General features: G+C 64.4%; 20 protein-coding genes. 9 read left to right on the top strand and 11 right to left on the bottom strand.

What is annotated here, in order from left to right; genetic code table 11:
* Positions 1-72 precede the first annotated feature (72 nt).
* The 10 genes from EI545_RS13915 to EI545_RS13870 form a co-directional block, all read right to left on the bottom strand.
* On the bottom strand, positions 73-2,262 hold the full coding sequence (locus EI545_RS13915; RefSeq protein ID WP_125326028.1) for a 3-hydroxyacyl-CoA dehydrogenase NAD-binding domain-containing protein: 2,190 nt from the start codon (positions 2,260-2,262) through the stop codon (positions 73-75).
* Positions 2,259-2,711 (bottom strand): hypothetical protein, encoded by a 453-nt coding sequence (locus EI545_RS13910; RefSeq protein WP_125326027.1) that lies wholly within the window; start codon positions 2,709-2,711, stop codon positions 2,259-2,261. Before EI545_RS13910 ends, EI545_RS13915 begins: the two co-directional genes overlap by 4 nt.
* 24 nt (positions 2,712-2,735) lie before the next feature.
* Positions 2,736-3,716 carry a cupin domain-containing protein gene (locus EI545_RS13905; RefSeq protein WP_216842446.1) on the bottom strand — a complete coding sequence of 327 codons (981 nt, stop codon included), beginning with the start codon at positions 3,714-3,716 and terminating at the stop codon, positions 2,736-2,738.
* Positions 3,717-3,789: 73 nt separating this feature from the next.
* Positions 3,790-4,260 carry a cupin domain-containing protein gene (locus EI545_RS13900; protein WP_125326026.1) on the bottom strand — a complete coding sequence of 157 codons (471 nt, stop codon included), beginning with the start codon at positions 4,258-4,260 and terminating at the stop codon, positions 3,790-3,792.
* Positions 4,261-4,308: 48 nt separating this feature from the next.
* Positions 4,309-4,737 (bottom strand): hypothetical protein, encoded by a 429-nt coding sequence (locus EI545_RS13895; protein WP_125326025.1) that lies wholly within the window; start codon positions 4,735-4,737, stop codon positions 4,309-4,311.
* A gap of 152 nt (positions 4,738-4,889) precedes the next feature.
* Complete coding sequence (locus EI545_RS13890; protein ID WP_125327517.1) at positions 4,890-6,101, bottom strand: acetyl-CoA C-acetyltransferase; 1,212 nt, start codon at positions 6,099-6,101, stop codon at positions 4,890-4,892.
* An 11-nt stretch (positions 6,102-6,112) separates the two neighbouring features.
* On the bottom strand, positions 6,113-6,745 hold the full coding sequence (locus tag EI545_RS13885; RefSeq protein ID WP_125326024.1) for a glutathione S-transferase family protein: 633 nt from the start codon (positions 6,743-6,745) through the stop codon (positions 6,113-6,115).
* Between the two features lie 42 nt (positions 6,746-6,787).
* A complete protein-coding gene (locus EI545_RS13880; RefSeq protein WP_125327515.1) occupies positions 6,788-7,000 on the bottom strand; it encodes a hypothetical protein in 213 nt (70 codons plus the stop codon).
* Between the two features lie 18 nt (positions 7,001-7,018).
* Positions 7,019-8,791 (bottom strand): acyl-CoA dehydrogenase C-terminal domain-containing protein, encoded by a 1,773-nt coding sequence (locus EI545_RS13875; RefSeq protein WP_125326023.1) that lies wholly within the window; start codon positions 8,789-8,791, stop codon positions 7,019-7,021.
* Positions 8,792-8,812: 21 nt separating this feature from the next.
* Positions 8,813-9,229: a MerR family transcriptional regulator gene (locus EI545_RS13870; protein ID WP_245990038.1), complete on the bottom strand. Its 417-nt coding sequence runs from the start codon at positions 9,227-9,229 to the stop codon at positions 8,813-8,815.
* A 205-nt stretch (positions 9,230-9,434) separates the two neighbouring features.
* Here EI545_RS13870 and EI545_RS13865 point away from each other — a divergent pair, with 205 nt between their 5' ends.
* Positions 9,435-9,815, top strand: coding sequence for a GFA family protein (locus EI545_RS13865; protein WP_125326022.1), 381 nt, complete (start codon positions 9,435-9,437; stop codon positions 9,813-9,815).
* A 216-nt stretch (positions 9,816-10,031) separates the two neighbouring features.
* Here the strand turns inward: EI545_RS13865 and EI545_RS13860 are convergent, their stop codons facing one another.
* The gene (locus tag EI545_RS13860) at positions 10,032-10,415 is read right to left on the bottom strand and encodes a MerR family transcriptional regulator (RefSeq protein ID WP_125326021.1); all 384 of its coding nucleotides are present in this window, start codon (positions 10,413-10,415) and stop codon (positions 10,032-10,034) included.
* A 111-nt stretch (positions 10,416-10,526) separates the two neighbouring features.
* Here EI545_RS13860 and EI545_RS13855 point away from each other — a divergent pair, with 111 nt between their 5' ends.
* From EI545_RS13855 to tsaB, 8 genes are all read left to right on the top strand, one after another.
* Entirely contained in the window at positions 10,527-10,952 is a 426-nt protein-coding gene (locus EI545_RS13855; protein WP_125326020.1) for a PaaI family thioesterase, read from the top strand.
* Positions 10,949-11,443 (top strand): PaaI family thioesterase, encoded by a 495-nt coding sequence (locus EI545_RS13850; RefSeq protein WP_125326019.1) that lies wholly within the window; start codon positions 10,949-10,951, stop codon positions 11,441-11,443. The genes EI545_RS13855 and EI545_RS13850 overlap by 4 nt, the downstream gene beginning before the upstream one ends.
* On the top strand, positions 11,440-12,750 hold the full coding sequence (locus EI545_RS13845) for an MATE family efflux transporter (protein ID WP_125326018.1): 1,311 nt from the start codon (positions 11,440-11,442) through the stop codon (positions 12,748-12,750). Before EI545_RS13850 ends, EI545_RS13845 begins: the two co-directional genes overlap by 4 nt.
* Positions 12,751-12,807: 57 nt before the next feature.
* Positions 12,808-13,263, top strand: a complete 456-nt coding sequence (locus EI545_RS13840) for a universal stress protein (RefSeq protein ID WP_125326017.1) — start codon at positions 12,808-12,810, stop codon at positions 13,261-13,263.
* 158 nt (positions 13,264-13,421) lie between these two features.
* Complete coding sequence (locus EI545_RS13835) at positions 13,422-15,056, top strand: phosphoethanolamine transferase (RefSeq protein ID WP_125326016.1); 1,635 nt, start codon at positions 13,422-13,424, stop codon at positions 15,054-15,056.
* A 3-nt stretch (positions 15,057-15,059) separates the two neighbouring features.
* A complete protein-coding gene (locus EI545_RS13830; protein WP_125326015.1) occupies positions 15,060-15,428 on the top strand; it encodes a diacylglycerol kinase in 369 nt (122 codons plus the stop codon).
* 110 nt (positions 15,429-15,538) lie between these two features.
* Positions 15,539-16,102 (top strand): NifU family protein, encoded by a 564-nt coding sequence (locus tag EI545_RS13825; RefSeq protein ID WP_125326014.1) that lies wholly within the window; start codon positions 15,539-15,541, stop codon positions 16,100-16,102.
* 63 nt (positions 16,103-16,165) lie between these two features.
* On the top strand, positions 16,166-16,792 hold the full coding sequence (gene tsaB / locus EI545_RS13820; RefSeq protein WP_125326013.1) for a tRNA (adenosine(37)-N6)-threonylcarbamoyltransferase complex dimerization subunit type 1 TsaB: 627 nt from the start codon (positions 16,166-16,168) through the stop codon (positions 16,790-16,792).
* Positions 16,793-16,845: the final 53 nt, after the last annotated feature.

The raw sequence follows: 16,845 nt of genomic DNA, 5'->3' as shown, positions 1-16,845 counted from the left end.
AGACTGCCAGCCCAACACAGGTTCCCCGCGATGGCACGCCACAATTCTTCGCAGAAGAATTGTGGCGCAGGCTTAGGCCGCGCGCGTTTCGCCAGCGAACCGGCCGTAGAAGCTTTCGCCCTTTTCAGCCATCTCGCGCAAGAGGGCTGGCGCGTGGAAGCGCGGGCCGAACTGCGCCGTCAGGCCACGGCAGATCTCGACCGCGCGGGGCGCGCCGATGATGTCCAGCCAGCTGAACGGCCCGCCCGACCATGGCGCAAAGCCCCAGCCAAGGATCGCGCCCACATCGCCTTCGCGGATGTCGGTCAACACGCCATCTTCCAGCGCCCGCACCGCCTCCAGCACCTGCGCGAACAACAGCCGGTGCTGCACGTCCGTCAGGCTTGGCTGCATCTTGTCATGCGGATACTTCTGCTCCAGCCCGTCCCACAGACCCTGACGGTCACCCTTGTCATCATAGGCATAGAAGCCGGATTTCGATTTCCGCCCCAGCCGCCCCTGATCGGCCATCCAGAACAGGACCTTGTCCACCGCCTCGTCCGGATAGTCAGCGCCCATCGCCTGCTTCGTCGCCTTGGCGATCTTCACCCCAAGGTCGATCGAGGTTTCATCAACCAGCTGCAATGGCCCAAGTGGCATCCCCACCAGCTTGGCCGCGTTCTCCACCAGCGCGGGTTCCACGCCTTCGGCCACCATCCGGATGCCTTCGTTGATGTAGGGGATGATGCAGCGGTTGGCGTAGAAGAACCGCGCGTCATTCACGACAATCGGGGTTTTCCGGATCTGGCGCACGAAATCCAGCGCCTTGGCCACCGCCACGTCACCCGTCTTCGCGCCCCGGATGATCTCGACCAGATTCATCCGGTCAACCGGGCTGAAGAAGTGGATGCCGATAAAGCCTTCGGGCCGCTGGCTTGCCCCGGCAAGGCCCGAAATCGGCAAGGTCGATGTGTTCGTCGCATAGATGCAGTCCGAGCCCACCACAGCCTCGACCTTTGCGGTCACCTCGGCCTTGACCTTGGGGTCTTCGAACACTGCTTCTACGATCAGATCACAGCCTTTTAGCGCGGCATAGTCGGTGGTGGCGGTGATCCGGCCCAGAACCTCGGCCTTCTTCTCCGCCGTCACCTTGCCGCGCTTCATCCCCTTGTCGAGGATCCCTTCGGAATGGGCGCGGCCACGGTCGGCAGACTCCTGGCTGGCGTCGATCAGCACCACGTCAATCCCGGCAAGGGCCGCGACATAGGCGATCCCCGCCCCCATCATGCCCGCCCCGATGACGCCCAGCCTCTTCACCGACTGGTCCGGCGCCTTGGGCCGGTTCGCACCCTTCTCCAGCGCCTCCTTGTTGATGAACAGGCTGCGGATCATCGCCGAAGAGGACGGGTTCAGCAGGACCGAGGTGAAGTGCCGCGCTTCGATCTTCAGCGCGGTGTCAAACGGCACCAGCGCGCCTTCATAGACCGCCGCCAACAGGGCCTTGGCCGCGGGATAGACCCCCATCGTCTTGCCATGCACCATAGCGGACGCGCCGACGAAGGTCATGAACCCCGCCGGGTGATAGGGCGCGCCGCCTGGCATCTTGTAGCCCTTGGCATCCCACGGCTTCACAAGGTCCGCGTCCGTTGCCGACAGCACCCATTCCTTCGCGCGGGCCAGCAGCGCCTCGGGGGCGACAACCTCATCGATCAGCCCGGCGGATTTGGCGGCCTTTGGGTCAACTAGCTTACCCTCCAGCAGGAAGGGCGCGGCCATCATCGCGCCCAGCTTGCGCGACAGCCGCGTGGTGCCGCCCGCGCCGGGGAAGATGCCTACCATGATTTCCGGCAGCCCGATCTTGGCGCGCGGGTTCTCGGCGGCAATGATCCGATGGCAGGACAGCGGCAGTTCCAGCCCGATCCCCAGCGCCGTGCCGGGCAAAGCCGCGACAATCGGCTTGCCGCCCTTGAGCGTCTTCGGGTCCATCCCGGCCCGTTCGATCTTGCGCAACACCTGATGCATCTGCATCACGCCGTCAAAGATCGCCTGCGCCCCCCCGGCCCGCATCCGCGCGATGACGTTCAGGTCCATCCCCCCGGCAAAGTCCTTCTTGCCCGAGGTCAGGATGATCCCCTTGACCGCCGCATCAGCCAGCGCCTGATCAACCAGCCCGGACAGGGCCATGAACGCCTCGGTCGACATGACGTTCATGGATTTGGACGCCACATCCCAAGTGATCGTGGCAACGCCATCGGCATCGGTGGTCATGGTGAAATCGGTCATTGGATAAGCTCCTTCGGAGGCCATTGGACAGGATTGACCCTGGACAAGAGCATCGGCCAGCGATGGTCCTGGGTCGTGTTGTGAATCTTGGTGGCCTGCCACGCATCGCCGCTGCGACACAGCCACATCTTCGAATAGAACGGCGGCACGACATGCTGGTCGCCGCTGAGGAGGTTAGTCTCGTAAATGCCGACGACGCAGTCGGGGCTTTCGAACCCCGCATCCATGACGACGCGGATCATGTCGGTGACGGACCGGTTCCGCAGCATCTCGGTAAAGTCGTCAAATCCGCCCCGCAGGTCCTCAACCGTCGATACGGTCAGGCTCGCCACCGACGTCAGGATGTCCAGCGGCAGACGGACGCCGGCACGATAGTCGTCAAAGCGTTCCCGCATCACGGCTTCGCCCATCTCGTCCACAAACTTCTGCAGAATGTCAGCTGCCAGCATGGACCATCCCCCTGAAGGCCCGGCTCATCGCACCACCGCCTTGGGCCACCCGGGATAGGGGGTGCCATCCTTCCCGTAAAAGCCGCGCTGACCGTTCTGACGAAGGTAAAGCAGGTCGATGTCGGGATAGCGGCAGACATCTTCGGGCATGCGCGAGCCGGCAACGAACAGCGTCACAGGGTCCGCGCCGTCATTGCGCAGGCAATGGCCGTTGGGCACCCCTGCAGGCCAGCACACACACGTGCCGGGGCCAATCGGGCGGGGGCCACCGTCCTCAACCAGCGTCACCGTGCCGTCCAGCACATAGAGGAACTCATCTTCCGCCTCATGCCAGTGCCGCAAGGACGACCGCGCGCCGGGATACAGGATCTCGACAAAGGCGCCGAACTGGGTCAGCCCGGCCGCATCCGACAGGGCGATATCCTCGGCAAGGCCAAGCTCTGCCCAGTCGCCGGGATAGTTGCTGCCGCAGACTTCGGCCTTGACGGCCCCCGCAGGCAGGATGGTCGGGCGCTGCGTGCCATCATAAGGCTTGCCCCAAGGCGCGCGCAGCCCCGACAGATCGGGGGGCAAGTCGCCTTCGTTCAGCACCGTCCCGTCGGCCGCGACGATCTGCCAGCGGGTTTCCCCGTTCACCTGCCGCCGCCCGTCATCGGGGTAGGTGCAGACATCGCCTGCCGCCCGGCTGCCGACAATCAGCCAGCGGCAGGGCACATCGCCCCGATTGGTCAGATGGTGCGCGTTCGGGTCACCGTGCCGCCATGCTGCGGCATCCCCGGGAAACAGGTCGGTCATCCCATGGTCATCGTGCAACGTTGCCGTGCCGGACAGCAGATACAGAAACTCATCCTCGGCCGAATGCCAGTGCCGCCGGCTTGACCAAGCGCCGGGATCCAGCGTTTCAAGATAGGCGCCGAACTGGGTCAGCCCCCCTGCAGCCGAAAGGTGCAGAGTGTGCAGCCCCGCCCGGGCCGAGGATGGCGCGTTGGCCACATCGACAATCATGCCCGCATCCCCTTGCCGAAGCGGATCGCCCGGACGTCAGGGACGGCGTGCGACAAGGCTGCCCATGCCGGGGTCATCGCGGCCCCTCCCAATCCGTGCCGTCCTTGTAGGTAAAGCGGGCCTTTCCAGCCTCAATCTCCACCCGCAGATCAACGTCGGAATAGGTGGCTACCTCACGCGGGGCCTTGGTGCCCACGACCAGAAACCGCGCCACCTGATCGGTGTGGTTGATGAAGTGGTGGCCATCCGGGTTTCCCGCCGGAAACGCGGCGCAATCGCCCGGGTGCATCACCGTTTCCCCGGCATCCAATACCAGGGTGCAGGCGCCTTCGGTCACCATCACGAACTCGTCTTCATGCAGGTGCCAATGGCGCAGCGACGACAGCGCCCCCGGCTCCAACGTCACCAGATTGACGCCGAACTGGGTCAATCCGCCCGCGTCCCCAAGCCGAAGCGACGATCGCCCCGCCATCATCGACGCATAGGGCTCCGGATAGATTGACCCGGTCTTGACCGGAACGGTTTTGGGATCAATGACGGGCATCGCTGCCCCCTTTCCCCGCATCCACGCCGAAACGCGGCTGGTCTGCCTTTAGGCCGACAGGGCAAGCGCCGCGAATTGCGGCTGCATCTCCGGCATCGACAGCCGGACGTAGTTGATCATCTCGAACTTCAGCTGGCCCCCGTGGACCGAGCAGTAGTAGACCGCCGACGAAACCCGCACCGCGTCCTGCGTTGGTGCCATTTCGTGCCAGTCCACCCAGATCCGCAGCCGACCGGTGCGCGGCAGATCGATCGCCGTAACCTCGGGGTGCAATGTCGTCACGCCGCGTTCGATGAGGGACTTGCGCTGCAGATCCAGCATCGCACGCCCGTCTTCCGGGTTGCAGACAACCAAGCGCGTCGACAGAAGATCCACCGGAAAGGGAAAGACATACTCCTTCACCAGATTGTCCAGATCGCCGCGCAGAAGGCAATCTGCCCTGCGTTTCATCTGCGCGATGACTTCCGAATACTGCACGGCGATGCCCGTAATCGTGGTTGATGTCTGACTTCGGCGCAGACGATTCGCCGTATTTAAACTTTATCTTGACACTGTCAGGTGCCGAAATGGCAAGATGAAGGCAGTATTGTGTCCACTCTGGCTTTGCAAGGACCGGTGGCTGCATCGGATCAGACCCTTTCGATGATGGTCGCGGCCCCCATGCCACTGGCAATGCACAGCGTGGCAAGACCAACCGAGGTGCCGGTCCGCTCCAGTTCGTCCAGCAGCGTGCCGATGATGATCGCCCCGGTGGCCCCCAGCGGATGGCCCATGGCGATGGATCCGCCGTTCACATTCACGATGCCCGGGTCCACGTCGAACGCCTGCTGGAACCGCAGCACGACGGATGCAAAGGCTTCGTTCACCTCGAACAGATCAATGTCCGCGATGGACATCCCGCTGTCGCGCAGGATCTTTTCCGTGGCGGGCACCGGGCCCGTCAGCATGATCGTCGGGTCGGTCCCGATCTTTGCCGTCGCGCGGATGCGGGCGCGCGGGGTCAGGCCATGCGCCCGGCCGAATTCGGCATCGCCGATCAGCAGCGCAGCGGCCCCATCGACGATCCCGCTGGAGTTTCCGGCGTGGTGGATATGGTGGATCCGTTCCAGATGCGGATACTTCAGCATCGCCACCTTGTCGAAGCCCGGCATGACTTCGCCCATGTCCTTGAAGGCCGGTTTCAAGGCACCCAGCGTCTGCATGTCAGTGCCGGGGCGGATGTATTCGTCGCGGTCCAGAATGGTCAGCCCGTTCTGGTCGCGGATCGTCAGGACGGATTTGGCGAACCGCCCCTCCTCCCACGCCTTGACCGCCCGGCGTTGCGATTCCACCGCCAGCGCGTCGGCGTCGTCGCGGGTAAAGCCGTATTCGGTGGCGATGATGTCGGCAGAAATCCCCTGCGGCACGAAGTAGGTCTTCATCGCCAGCCCCGGATCGACCGCAATCGCCGCCCCGTCGCTGCCCATGGCGACGCGGCCCATCATCTCGACCCCGCCGGCGATGTAGGCATGGCCCGCGCCCGCCTTCACCTGATTGGCGGCAAGGTTCACCGCCTCCATCCCGCTGGCGCAAAAGCGATTGATCGCAAGGCCGGGGATGCGCTCGTCAAGGTCCGATGCCAGCACCGCAGACCGCGCCAGACAGCCACCCTGTTCGCCCACTTGCGTGACATTGCCCCAGATCACGTCTTCGATGACATGCCCTTCCAGCCCGTTCCGCTCCTTCACCGCATTCAGCACCTTGGCTGACAGCGCGACCGAGGTCAGCTCGTGCAGCGACCCATCGGCCCGCCCCTTGCCACGGGGGCTGCGAACGGCATCGTAGATATAGGCATCGGACATCATCGGTCTCCTCAGGCGGTCGCGGCAGGCAAGGCCCGCTGCATCAGGTCATAGGGGTGTTTCCAGCCCGGCAGGGCCGCGATCCGGTCCAGCCAGTGGTCGATATTGGGCCAGTCGGCGCGGTCAAAGCCGTAGGGTTCGGGGTAGTAAAGGTAGCCGCAGCACGACAGGTCGGCGATGGTCACCGCCTCACCCGCCACCCAGTTGCGGTTGGCCAGATGGTCGTTCAACACGGTGTAGGCCGCCTTCAGGCGGCCCTGCAGGAAAGGGATCACACCCTCGGGGCGCTTATCCGCCGCAAGAAAGTTCATCAGAAACCGGGTCGTCCCGATCTGGGTCGAAAGCTTGTGATTGTCCCAGAACAGCCAGCGCAGAACTTCACGCCTTTCGGCTGCGGACCGCCCGCCTAGTTTGCCGGTCTTTGAGCTGATGTAGTCCAGGATCACCCCAGACTGCGTCAGCGTCGTGTCACCATCGATCAGAACCGGCACTTCGCCCATTTCGTTGATCGCGCGATACTCGGGACTGCGCGCCTCGCCCTTGAAGAAGTCGACATGGATCGGCTCCCATTCCAGGTCGGCCATTTCCAGCGCAAGGGCGCATTTGTAGGCGTTGCCGCTTTCGCCGAAGCAGTACAGTTTCATCGGTTGGTTCACTGGCTGGGCCCCTCCCCGGGCCGGACGGCTTTACGCCTTGCGCGCCTCAAGATCGGTGCGAAACTGCCGCAGGCGCGCGGCAAGTTCCTCTGCGTCCACCACAGCAGTCAGGTTCTCGAACAGGAAGGACAGGGCCTCGCCCTCCTCCAGCCCGGTGTCGGCTGAAAACCGCCGCAGCGCGCGATAGCCGTCTTCGGTCATCGCGGCCGCGAACCGGCGGGTCAGGCGAAACTTTCGTGGCATCATCCCCCCTGCAAGGCGTCAGAACGCCTCGGCCGCCAGCGCCATTACCGTCTCTGCCCCGGATTCGATCCGCGCCAGATGCATCCCGCAGGCCGGCAACTGCCGCGCCATGTAGAACCGTCCCGTCGCGATCTTGGCTTCATAGAACGCCCGGTCGCCAGCCCCTGCGTCCAAGGCCGCATAGGCCGCCGCCGCCATCCGCACCCACATCAGGCCAAGGCAGACATGCCCCATCATGTGCATGAAATCGTTGGACCCCGCCAGAGCCGCATTCGGGGTCTTCATCTGACCCATGAAATACATCCCCGCCGCCTGCAGCTGCTTCGACGCAACCTTCAGGGGTTCCACCAGGCCCTTCATCCGCGCATCGCCCTCATGCGCCTTGATCTCGGCCTTCACGAGGTCAAAGAACGCCATGACATGCTTGCCACCATCCGAGGCCAGCTTGCGGCCCACAAGGTCGAGCGCCTGCACGCCGTTGGCACCTTCATAGATCATCGCAATCCGGGCATCGCGGGCGAATTGGGACATGCCCCATTCCTCGATATAGCCGTGCCCGCCGAACACCTGCTGGGCCTGCACCGCCATGTCGAAACCCTTGTCGGTCTGGAACCCCTTGATGACTGGGGTCAACAGCCCGATAAGCCCATCCGCCGCCGCGTCATGCATCCGCACATGGCGGTCAATCAGCGTGGCCCCCCAGAAGGTGAAGGCCCGCGCGCCTTCGACAAAGCTTTTCTGCTCCATCAGGTTGCGGCGGATGTCGGGGTGGACGATCAACGGGTCCGCCGGACCACCCGGGTTTTCCGCCCCGGTCACCGCCCGGCCCTGCAGCCGGTCCTTGGCATAGGCAAGCGCGTTCTGATACGCGGCTTCCGCCTGCGCATAGCCCTGCAGACCCACGCCCAGCCGGGCCTCGTTCATCATGGTGAACATCGCCCGCATGCCCTTGTGCAGATCGCCCAAAAGCCAGCCGGTCGCCCCGTCATAGTTCATCACGCAGGTCGAATTGCCGTGAATCCCCATCTTTTCTTCGACCTTGCCAACCGAAACCGCGTTGCGCGCCCCAAGGCTGCCGTCTTCGTTCACCAGAACCTTCGGCACAATGAACAGGCTGATCCCCTTGGTCCCCTCACCCCCGCCGGGGGCCTTGGCCAGCACCAGATGGACGATGTTTTCCGCCAAGTCGTGATCCCCGGCCGAGATGAAGATCTTCTGCCCGGTGATCTGGTAGCTGCCATCGGCCTGCGGTTCGGCCTTGGTCCGCATCATCCCCAGATCGGTGCCGCAATGCGGTTCGGTCAGGTTCATCGTGCCGGTCCATTCGCAGGACACCATCTTTGGCAACCAGCGGGCCTTCTGGTCATCCGTGCCATGCGCAAGGATCGCGCTGACCGCGCCATGCGTCAGGCCCTGATACATGTTGAACGCCATGTTGGCCGAAACGAAGGTCTCGTTCACTGCCGTGTGCATCAGGTAGGGCAGGCCCTGTCCGCCGAATTCCTCCGGCGCATCAAGGGCCATCCAGCCGCCGGCACGCAGGGTGTCGAACGCCGCCTTGAATCCGTCGGGGGTGCGGACAACGCCGTTTTCCAGCACGCAGCCTTCGCGGTCGCCGACAGCATTCAAGGGCGCCAGCACATCGGTGGCAACCTTGCCAGCTTCGTCCAGCACGGCCCCGGTAAACCCCTCATCCATGTCGGAATAGCCGGGGATATCGGCTTCGCTGATTTTCAGCACCTCATGCAGAAGAAATTGCATGTCCTTCACGGGGGCGGTGTAGCTGGGCATCGTCTGTCTTCCTTCCCTGTCTTACTCGGCCGCTTGCCGGGGCGCATGGCCCTTGGCATCGGCATTGGCCAGTTCGGCCTTCAATTCGCGGATCGCCACGTCCAACTCGGCCCGCTGCGCCTCCATCACGACCAGGCGTTCGCGGGCAATTTCGCAGGCCCGCTGGCGCTGCGCCGCGTCAGACCCGTCACGGTCGTAAAGGTCCAGCGTCTGGCGGATATCCTCAAGGCTGAAGCCAAAGCGCTTGCCGCGCAGGATAAGCGTCAGCCGCGCCCGGTCACGCCGGGTGAACAGCCGTTTGGTGCCCTGCCGGATCGGGGCAAGCAGTTCCTTCGCCTCATAAAATCGCAGCGTGCGCGGGGTCACATCATAGGCCGAGCACATCTTGTTGATTGTCATCAGGTCGGATTCCGGATCGGGTCTGCGGGTCGTGGTCATGTTGAACTCGTGCGTCAAGAATGTCTGCGAGGGCAGATGCGCACTGTGACGACACATTACCAGACAGGTTGACGTTAACGTCAGCGTAACGTCACGTCATGAAATCGCCTGACGTGAAGTCATTCCGCAGCCTGCGCGAACGCACGTTCCGGTTGCAGTTTCGTTTGCGCAGAATAGATTTCCCGCAGGCAGAGGGAGGGGAAGAATGAAAGCGCTGGAAGGCGGCTGTCTGTGCGGCAACATCCGGTTTCGGGCCGAAGGCGTCCCGGGTTTTCCGCACACTTGCTCCTGCCGGATGTGCCAGCGCCACACCGGCGCGCTGACCGCCGCCTGGGTCGAATATCCGCGCGAGGCCGTCACCTGGACCGGCCCCGGCGGCGCCCCCGCCACCTGGCGCTCCTCCGAACGCTCCTCGCGTGCCTTCTGCCCGGTCTGCGGCAGCTCTCTCGGCGCAATCGATGATGCGCCCGTGGTCGCCCTTTTGACCGGAGCCTTCGACAAACCCCACCTCCTGCCGCTGAAGCCGCAAAGCCACTCCTACAAGGCCAGCCGTCCGAAGTGGTGGCACCCAGAAGTCACGGCTTAAGCCTGCCAGGAAGCCCGCGCACCGGGACCAACCCTACCCGCCTTCTGCATCTTTCATTCTGGAAAAAATATCCCACGGGGGTCCGGGGGGTGTGAAACCCCCCGGCCGCCAGCCCCGGGCGCAGCCCAAAACAGTTAACAGGTCCTAAAGAGGCAAGACCAAGCGATTGATTTCTCATGGACGGGGACCCTGTCCCTGCCCGGGACAGCTGCCGGCTCAGCTTTCCGGCAGCTTCCCCAACTCCTCGACCGCCGTTTCCCTTAGCACCCTCAGGTCGGCCAGCGTCGCCTCCAGCTCTCCCCGCTGCCGGTCAAGCTCCACCAACTGCCGGTCCGCCAGCCGAAGCCAGGCCTCAAGCTGCGGGCGTTCGCCCTTTTTGCCGTAGATCAGCAGCCACTGGCGGATTTCCTCAAGGCTGAACCCGAACCGCCGCCCGCGCAGGATCAGCTTCATCCGCGCCTGTTCACGCGGCCCGTAGAACCGGGCACGGCCTTCCTTTTCGGGGGCCAGAAGCTCGATGTATTCGTAATAGCGCAGCGTCCGCGGGGTCACGTCGAACCTCGCGCACATCTCCTTGAAGGTAAGGCGGGTGTCGGTCATGCGCAGTCCTCCCACCGCAAGCCTAGCCTCTGCGGCCGGGGTCACGCAACGGTGCGGGGACTTGTGCTTCCTGCAGTCCGGCGGTTTGATGCCGCCAATCCAGGAGACAAGATGCCCGACACCCTGAAAATCGCCCGTCAGTTCATTGCCGCCCTGCCACACAGTCAGGCGCTGGGGATGCATCTGGAAGACATCAGCGAAGGCGTCGCCGTGATCTCGATGCCCTATGACACCCGGTTCATCGGCGATCCGACGACCGGCGTGATTCATGGCGGCGCGGTCAGCGCCCTGATGGATACGGCCGCAGGGGCCGCGGTGATGAGCCACCCGGAGGCGGGCGTTTCCACGGCAACGCTGGACCTGCGGATCGACTACATGCGCCCGGCAACCCCCGGCCAGACGATCCGCGCGCGGGCCGAGTGTCACCACGTCACCCGCAGTGTGGCCTTCATCCGCGCCGTGGCGACGGACGACGACGAAGCCCGCCCGGTGGCCACGGCAACGGGGGCCTTCACGGTCGAAGGACGCGCGAAATGAAGCGGCCCGAACCCGTTCACATCATAAAGCAGCGGCGTGAGGGGCTGTTGCGGTCGCTGGTGGATGGGGTGCCCTATATCGGGTTTCTTGGCATCCAGTTTGACCGCAGGGGCGATGAGCTTACGGCCATCCTGCCCTATCACGACCAGCTGATCGGAAACCCGATGCTGCCAGCCCTGCACGGCGGGGCGACAGCGGCGTTCCTTGAGGTGGCCGCGATCATCGAGCTGGCATGGTCGTCGCTTTGGGAAGGGGTCGAGACCGAAGGCGCTTTGCCATCCGGCCCGCTGCGCCTGCCGAAGACGATCGACTTTACCGTGGACTATCTGCGTGCCGGCCTTCCCCGCGACGCCTATGCCCGCGCCCGGGTGAACCGGTCCGGGCGGCGCTATGCCTCTGTCCATGTCGAGGCGTGGCAGGATAACCGCAGCCGGCTGTTTGCACAGGCGACCGGGCATTTCCTGATGCCGACCAACGGCACCCCCGGATGACAGAGATCACCCACGGCCGCGTCTTCAGGATCGCGGGACCCATCGTGCTGGCCAATGCCACCGTGCCCTTGCTGGGCGCGGTCGATACGGCCGTCATCGGGCAATTGGGCGACCCGGCGGCGCTGGGGGCTGTGGGGATCGGCGCGGTGATCCTGGCCACGCTTTACTGGGCCTTTGGTTTCCTGCGCATGTCCACCTCGGGCCTTGCCGCGCAGGCCGAAGGGGCGGGGGACAAGGCCGAACGCTCAGCCGTCCTGATCCGTGCGCTGATGGTCGGCCTTGCCGCAGGGTTGCTGCTGGTCGCCGCGCAGACAGTCCTGATCGCGGGGGCGTTCCGGCTGGCCCCGGCCAGCCCGCAGGTAGAGGGGCTGGCCGCAGAGTACCTGACGATCCGCATCTGGGGCGCGCCCGCCACCATCGGGCTTTACGCATTGACCGGTTGGCTGATCGGGCTGGGGCGGACGCGGGGGGTGCTGGTTCTGCAACTGTGGCAGAACGGGGCGAACATCGGGCTGGACCTGTGGTTCGTCATCGGCCTTGGCTGGGGCGTGCCGGGGGTGGCCGTGGCCACGCTGATCGCCGAATGGTCGGGCCTGCTGCTTGCCCTGTGGCTGGCACGCGATGCCTTTGGCACGGGCTTCCGCGCTGGACTTGCGCGGGTGCGCGACCGGGTGGCGCTGGGCCGGCTGTTCACCGCCAGCCGCGACATCATGCTGCGCACGATAATCCTGCAATTGTCCTTCACCAGCTTTGTCTTTCTGGGAGCGCGTTTTGGCGACGTGACCCTGGCCGCCAACCAGGTCGTGATGCAGTTCCTTGAGATCACCGCCTACGCCCTTGACGGTTTCGCCTTCGCCGCCGAGGCGCTGGTCGGCCAAGCCATCGGGGCACGAGCCGTGGCCGAAACGCGGCAAGCGGCACGCATCTGCATGATCTGGGGCTTGGGCGGGGCCGCCCTGATGTCGCTGGTCATCCTGCTGACCGGCCCGGCGCTGATCGACGTGATGACCACATCGCCCGAGGTGCGCGAGGAAGCGCGGCGCTATCTGCCTTGGCTGGTGGCAGCGCCCCTGATCGGCGCGGCGGCCTGGATCTATGACGGCATCTTCATCGGCGCGCTTCTGACCGGACAGATGGTGCGCGCCATGCTGATTTCGGTTGTCGTCTATGTTCTGGCGCTGCTGGTTTTGGTGCCGACGCTGGCCAACCACGGCCTCTGGGCCGCATTGATGATCCTGAATGCGACGCGGACCTTCACCCTCTGGCGGCGCTATCCCAAGGTTCTGGCGCTGGCGGAGCGCGGGTAAGGCTTGCCTTCCGCCCATGCCCGGGGCCATGATCGCCGCGCCAAATCGGGGGATACCATGCGGAAGTTTCTGGTCGTGCTGGACGACAGCCGCGAATGCCTGAACGCGATGCGCTTTGCCGCGCTCAGGGCTGCGCACACCGGGGGTGGGGTCACGATCCTGTCGATCGTCCCGCCGGAAGAGTTTCAGACCTGGATGGGCGTCGCCGACCTGATGCGCGCCGAGGCGCGGGAACGGATCGAGGCGCATTTCGAGGTTTTCGCCAAGTGGATGCGCGACAAGCAGGGCGTCAACCCGGAACTCGTCATCCGCGAGGGCGACCCGGTCGTCGAGATTCTGGCTCAGGTGAACGATGACCCGTCGATCGGCATCCTTGTGCTTGGTGCCGGGACCGACAAGTCCGGCCCCGGCCCGCTGGTAACCGCGATGAGCCGCGCCTCGGGCAACTTGCCGATCCCGATCACCATCGTGCCGGGCGACATGTCCAAGGAACGGCTGGAAGCGATCACTTGAGCTGAAAGCTGCTGCCCAAGGGCAGCATTGGTAGCGCAAAGGGACGGTATGGTGCAGAAAATGCCGCCCCGTAAGCGCAGGCTTACGCAGGTAAGCGCCTGAATATTGCGATAGTATAGGGTGGGGACTAGGTCGGGTCCAATCCCAAGGAACCCCCCATGTCATCCACACCATCTTCCGTCTCGGGCAATCGCCCGGTCTTTTCCCCTTTTGCGCTGAACGTCGCGGTCGCCGCCTATCTGATGGCGCTGTGCAATGCCACGTTCTGGGGCCATCTGTTCCGCATCTTTCAGGATCAGCCCGTCGCCGCCTTGATCTTTGCCGGGGCAGTCACGGCGCTGATGTTGCTGGTCATCTCGCTTCTGGCGGTCAGGCGGGCGCAAAAGCCGGTGCTGGTGGCGCTGATCCTGATTTCGGCCGTGACCTCGTTCTACATGGACCGGCTTGGCGTGGTGATCGACCGCGAGATGATCCAGAACGCCGTGACGACGACGGTGGCCGAATCCAAGCATCTGATCACGCCGCAATTCCTGATCCATGTCGGGCTTTACGGGGTCATCCCCGCGGCGCTGGTGCTTTTGGTGCGGGTCCGCAGGCGGACGGTGTGGCCTGCACTGGGGGTCTGGGCCCTGGTCACCGCAGGATCGGCAGTGCTGGTCGTGGGGCTGTTGTTCACCAACCTCAAGACCTATTCGACGGTGCTGCGCGCCGACAAGGAACTGATGGGGTCGGTTCAGCCGCTGGCGCCGATCAGCGGGGCGCTGCGCTATGCCAAGATGATGCTGAAGTCGACCAACATCACCTTGCAGGCAACCGGGACCGACGCGCGGCCGGGCGATTATCTGGCAGCGGCGGACAAGCCGGTGCTGATGGTCATCGTGGCCGGGGAAACCGGGCGGGCGGCCAACTGGTCGCTGGGTGGTTACGAACGCGAGACGAACCCCGAACTGGCCAAACGCGACATCCTTTACTTCACCGACGTCAGCAGCTGCGGCACGGCCACGGCGACGTCATTGCCCTGCATGTTTTCCCCCCTGACCCGCAGTGACTATTCCTACGAGGGGGGCCTTGGGACCGAGAACGTGCTGGATGTGCTGGTCCGCGCCGGGTTCGACGTGGAGTGGTGGGACAACAACACCGGTGACAAGGCCGTCGCCGCCCGGGTGCCATCACGGATGATGACCGAAAAGGACGGGGCCGAATTCTGCCAGCCGGAATGCATTGACGGCGTGTTCCTGAAACACCTGGAAGAGAAGGCTGCCACGATCACCAAGAACACTGTGATCGTCCTCCATCAGATCGGCAGCCATGGGCCCAGCTACTGGCTGCGCTATCCGGCGGACCAGGAACGCTTTGCCCCTGCCTGCCAGACGCCGGAACTGTCGCTGTGTTCGACCGAAGAGATCGTGAATGCCTATGACAACACGATTGCCTACACCGACCATTTCCTTGCTCAGGTCATTGATCTGCTGGAGGCGGAAGATCGGGTCTATCCCGCCATGTATTATGTCTCTGACCATGGCGAAAGCCTTGGTGAAAGCGGCATCTACCTGCATGGCACGCCGTATTTCATGGCACCGGACACGCAGACGCATGTGCCGATGGTGATCTGGATGTCGCAGCGGTTCCGTGACAGCATGGGCCATGACATTGACTGCATGGAGACGCAGGTGACCAAGCCGGTATCGCACGACCACATGTTCTCGACCGTCCTTGGGCTTTTGGACGTCGTGACTACGGCCAAGGACGCGGAACTGGACATTGCGGCCACCTGTCGGGCAAAGGCAACCTGAGCGATGTCGGGGACAAGGCCGCCGCGCAAGACCGGTCTGGCGCATTTCGTGGCCGCAGCGGGTTATTCCATCGGCGGCGCGCGGCGGCTGTGGCGCGAATCCGCCTTTCGGCAAGAGGTGCTGGCCCTTGGCGCTCTGGTCGTGATCTTCGCCGTCACCGGCGCGACCATGGCGGAGTTTCTGGGCCTGCTGATCCTGTCGCTGATCGTTCTGGCCGTCGAAGCCCTGAACACGGCCATCGAGGAACTGGTCGACAACGCCTCGCCCGGCTGGTCGGAGTTTGCGAAGAACACAAAGGACCTGGGGTCTTTCGCGGTGATGTGCGCGCTGGTCGCAACCGGGCTTTATGCGCTCTGGGTGGTGGTCCTTTAGGGGGCTGCAGTGCACGCCCCGGACAGGCCTGCGAAGATTTAGAACGGTTCCAAACTTGACAGGCGGGTATGCAAGGCGCATATCCGAGTAGAACTGTCGGAGACCAAAAGATGTTCATCCAGACCGAATCCACGCCGAACCCCGCAACGCTCAAATTCCTGCCCGGCCAGACAGTGCTGGAACTTGGCACAGCCGATTTCCCCAGCGCCGATGCGGCAGAGAAATCGCCACTGGCCCGGCGCATCTTTGCGGTTGGTGGGGTGACCGGCGTGTTCTTTGGCACGGATTTCGTGACCGTGACCAAGGCGGAAGCCACGGACTGGCAGCACATCAAGCCCGCGATCCTTGGCGCGATCATGGAGCATTACCAGTCCGGCGCCGCCGTGATGGAAGGTGAGGGTGCCACAGGTGGCGGCCACGCCGAACATACTGGCGAAGATGGCGACATCGTGCGCCAGATCAAGGAATTGCTGGACACCCGCGTCCGCCCCGCCGTTGCGCAGGATGGTGGCGACATCACCTTTCACGGCTTTGACCGCGGCGTGGTCTATCTGCACATGCAGGGCGCCTGCGCGGGCTGCCCGTCCAGCACCCTGACGTTGAAGATGGGGATCGAGAACCTGCTGCGGCACTACATCCCCGAAGTGCTGGAAGTGCGCCCGGTCGCGGCCTGACCTTTCGTGGCGGCTCATCGCTCCCTTCGGGTCGCTCTTCGCGCGGCGGCAGACGACGAGAAGATGACATCGCACGAAAAGCTTCCCCTTCTGGCCTTTGACACTTCGGCCGCGCATTTCGCGGCCGCTTTGCTGTTCGCAGACCGGGTGATCCTGCGGCATGAACCGATGGAGAAGGGCCAAGCCGAACGTCTTGTGCCACTTCTGGAGGAACTGCTTGCGGAAGGTGGCATTGGCTGGCCGGACCTGAAAGCGCTGGCGGTGGGCACCGGGCCGGGCAACTTTACCGGCGTTCGGATCGCGGTTGCCGCCGCCCGGGGTCTGGCCTTGGGACTGGGCATCCCGGCGATCGGGGTCACCCGGCTGGAGGCGTTGGCACATGGCCTGCCGCGCCCCCTGACAGTCGTCGAAGACGCCCGGCGCGGTGAGGTCTATGTGCAGGCGTTCAATGCCGATGGCGCAGGTCCGGCCGGGCTGGTCGCGTTGGAAACTCTGGCGCTGACAGGCCCGGCGACCGGATCGGCGGCAGGCCCGCAAGCCCTTGGCCCCGCGCAGCCATTGGCCGAAGCGATTGCCCGAATCGGCGCCGAGCGGGCCCTGACCCCGCAGCCGCGCCCGGCGCCGTTCTATTTGCGCGGGGCGGATGCAGCCCCCCCGTCCGATCCGCCACCGGTGATCCTGGATGCCTGATGCGCAAGTGGGGGCGCTGCCCCCGTCGCCCGTTCCGGGCGCCTCCCCCGGGA

Origin of the sequence: Tabrizicola piscis, from assembly GCF_003940805.1 — a bacterium.
Lineage (GTDB): Bacteria > Pseudomonadota > Alphaproteobacteria > Rhodobacterales > Rhodobacteraceae > Tabrizicola > Tabrizicola piscis.
This window is presented reverse-complemented; position numbering and strand designations above follow the sequence as displayed.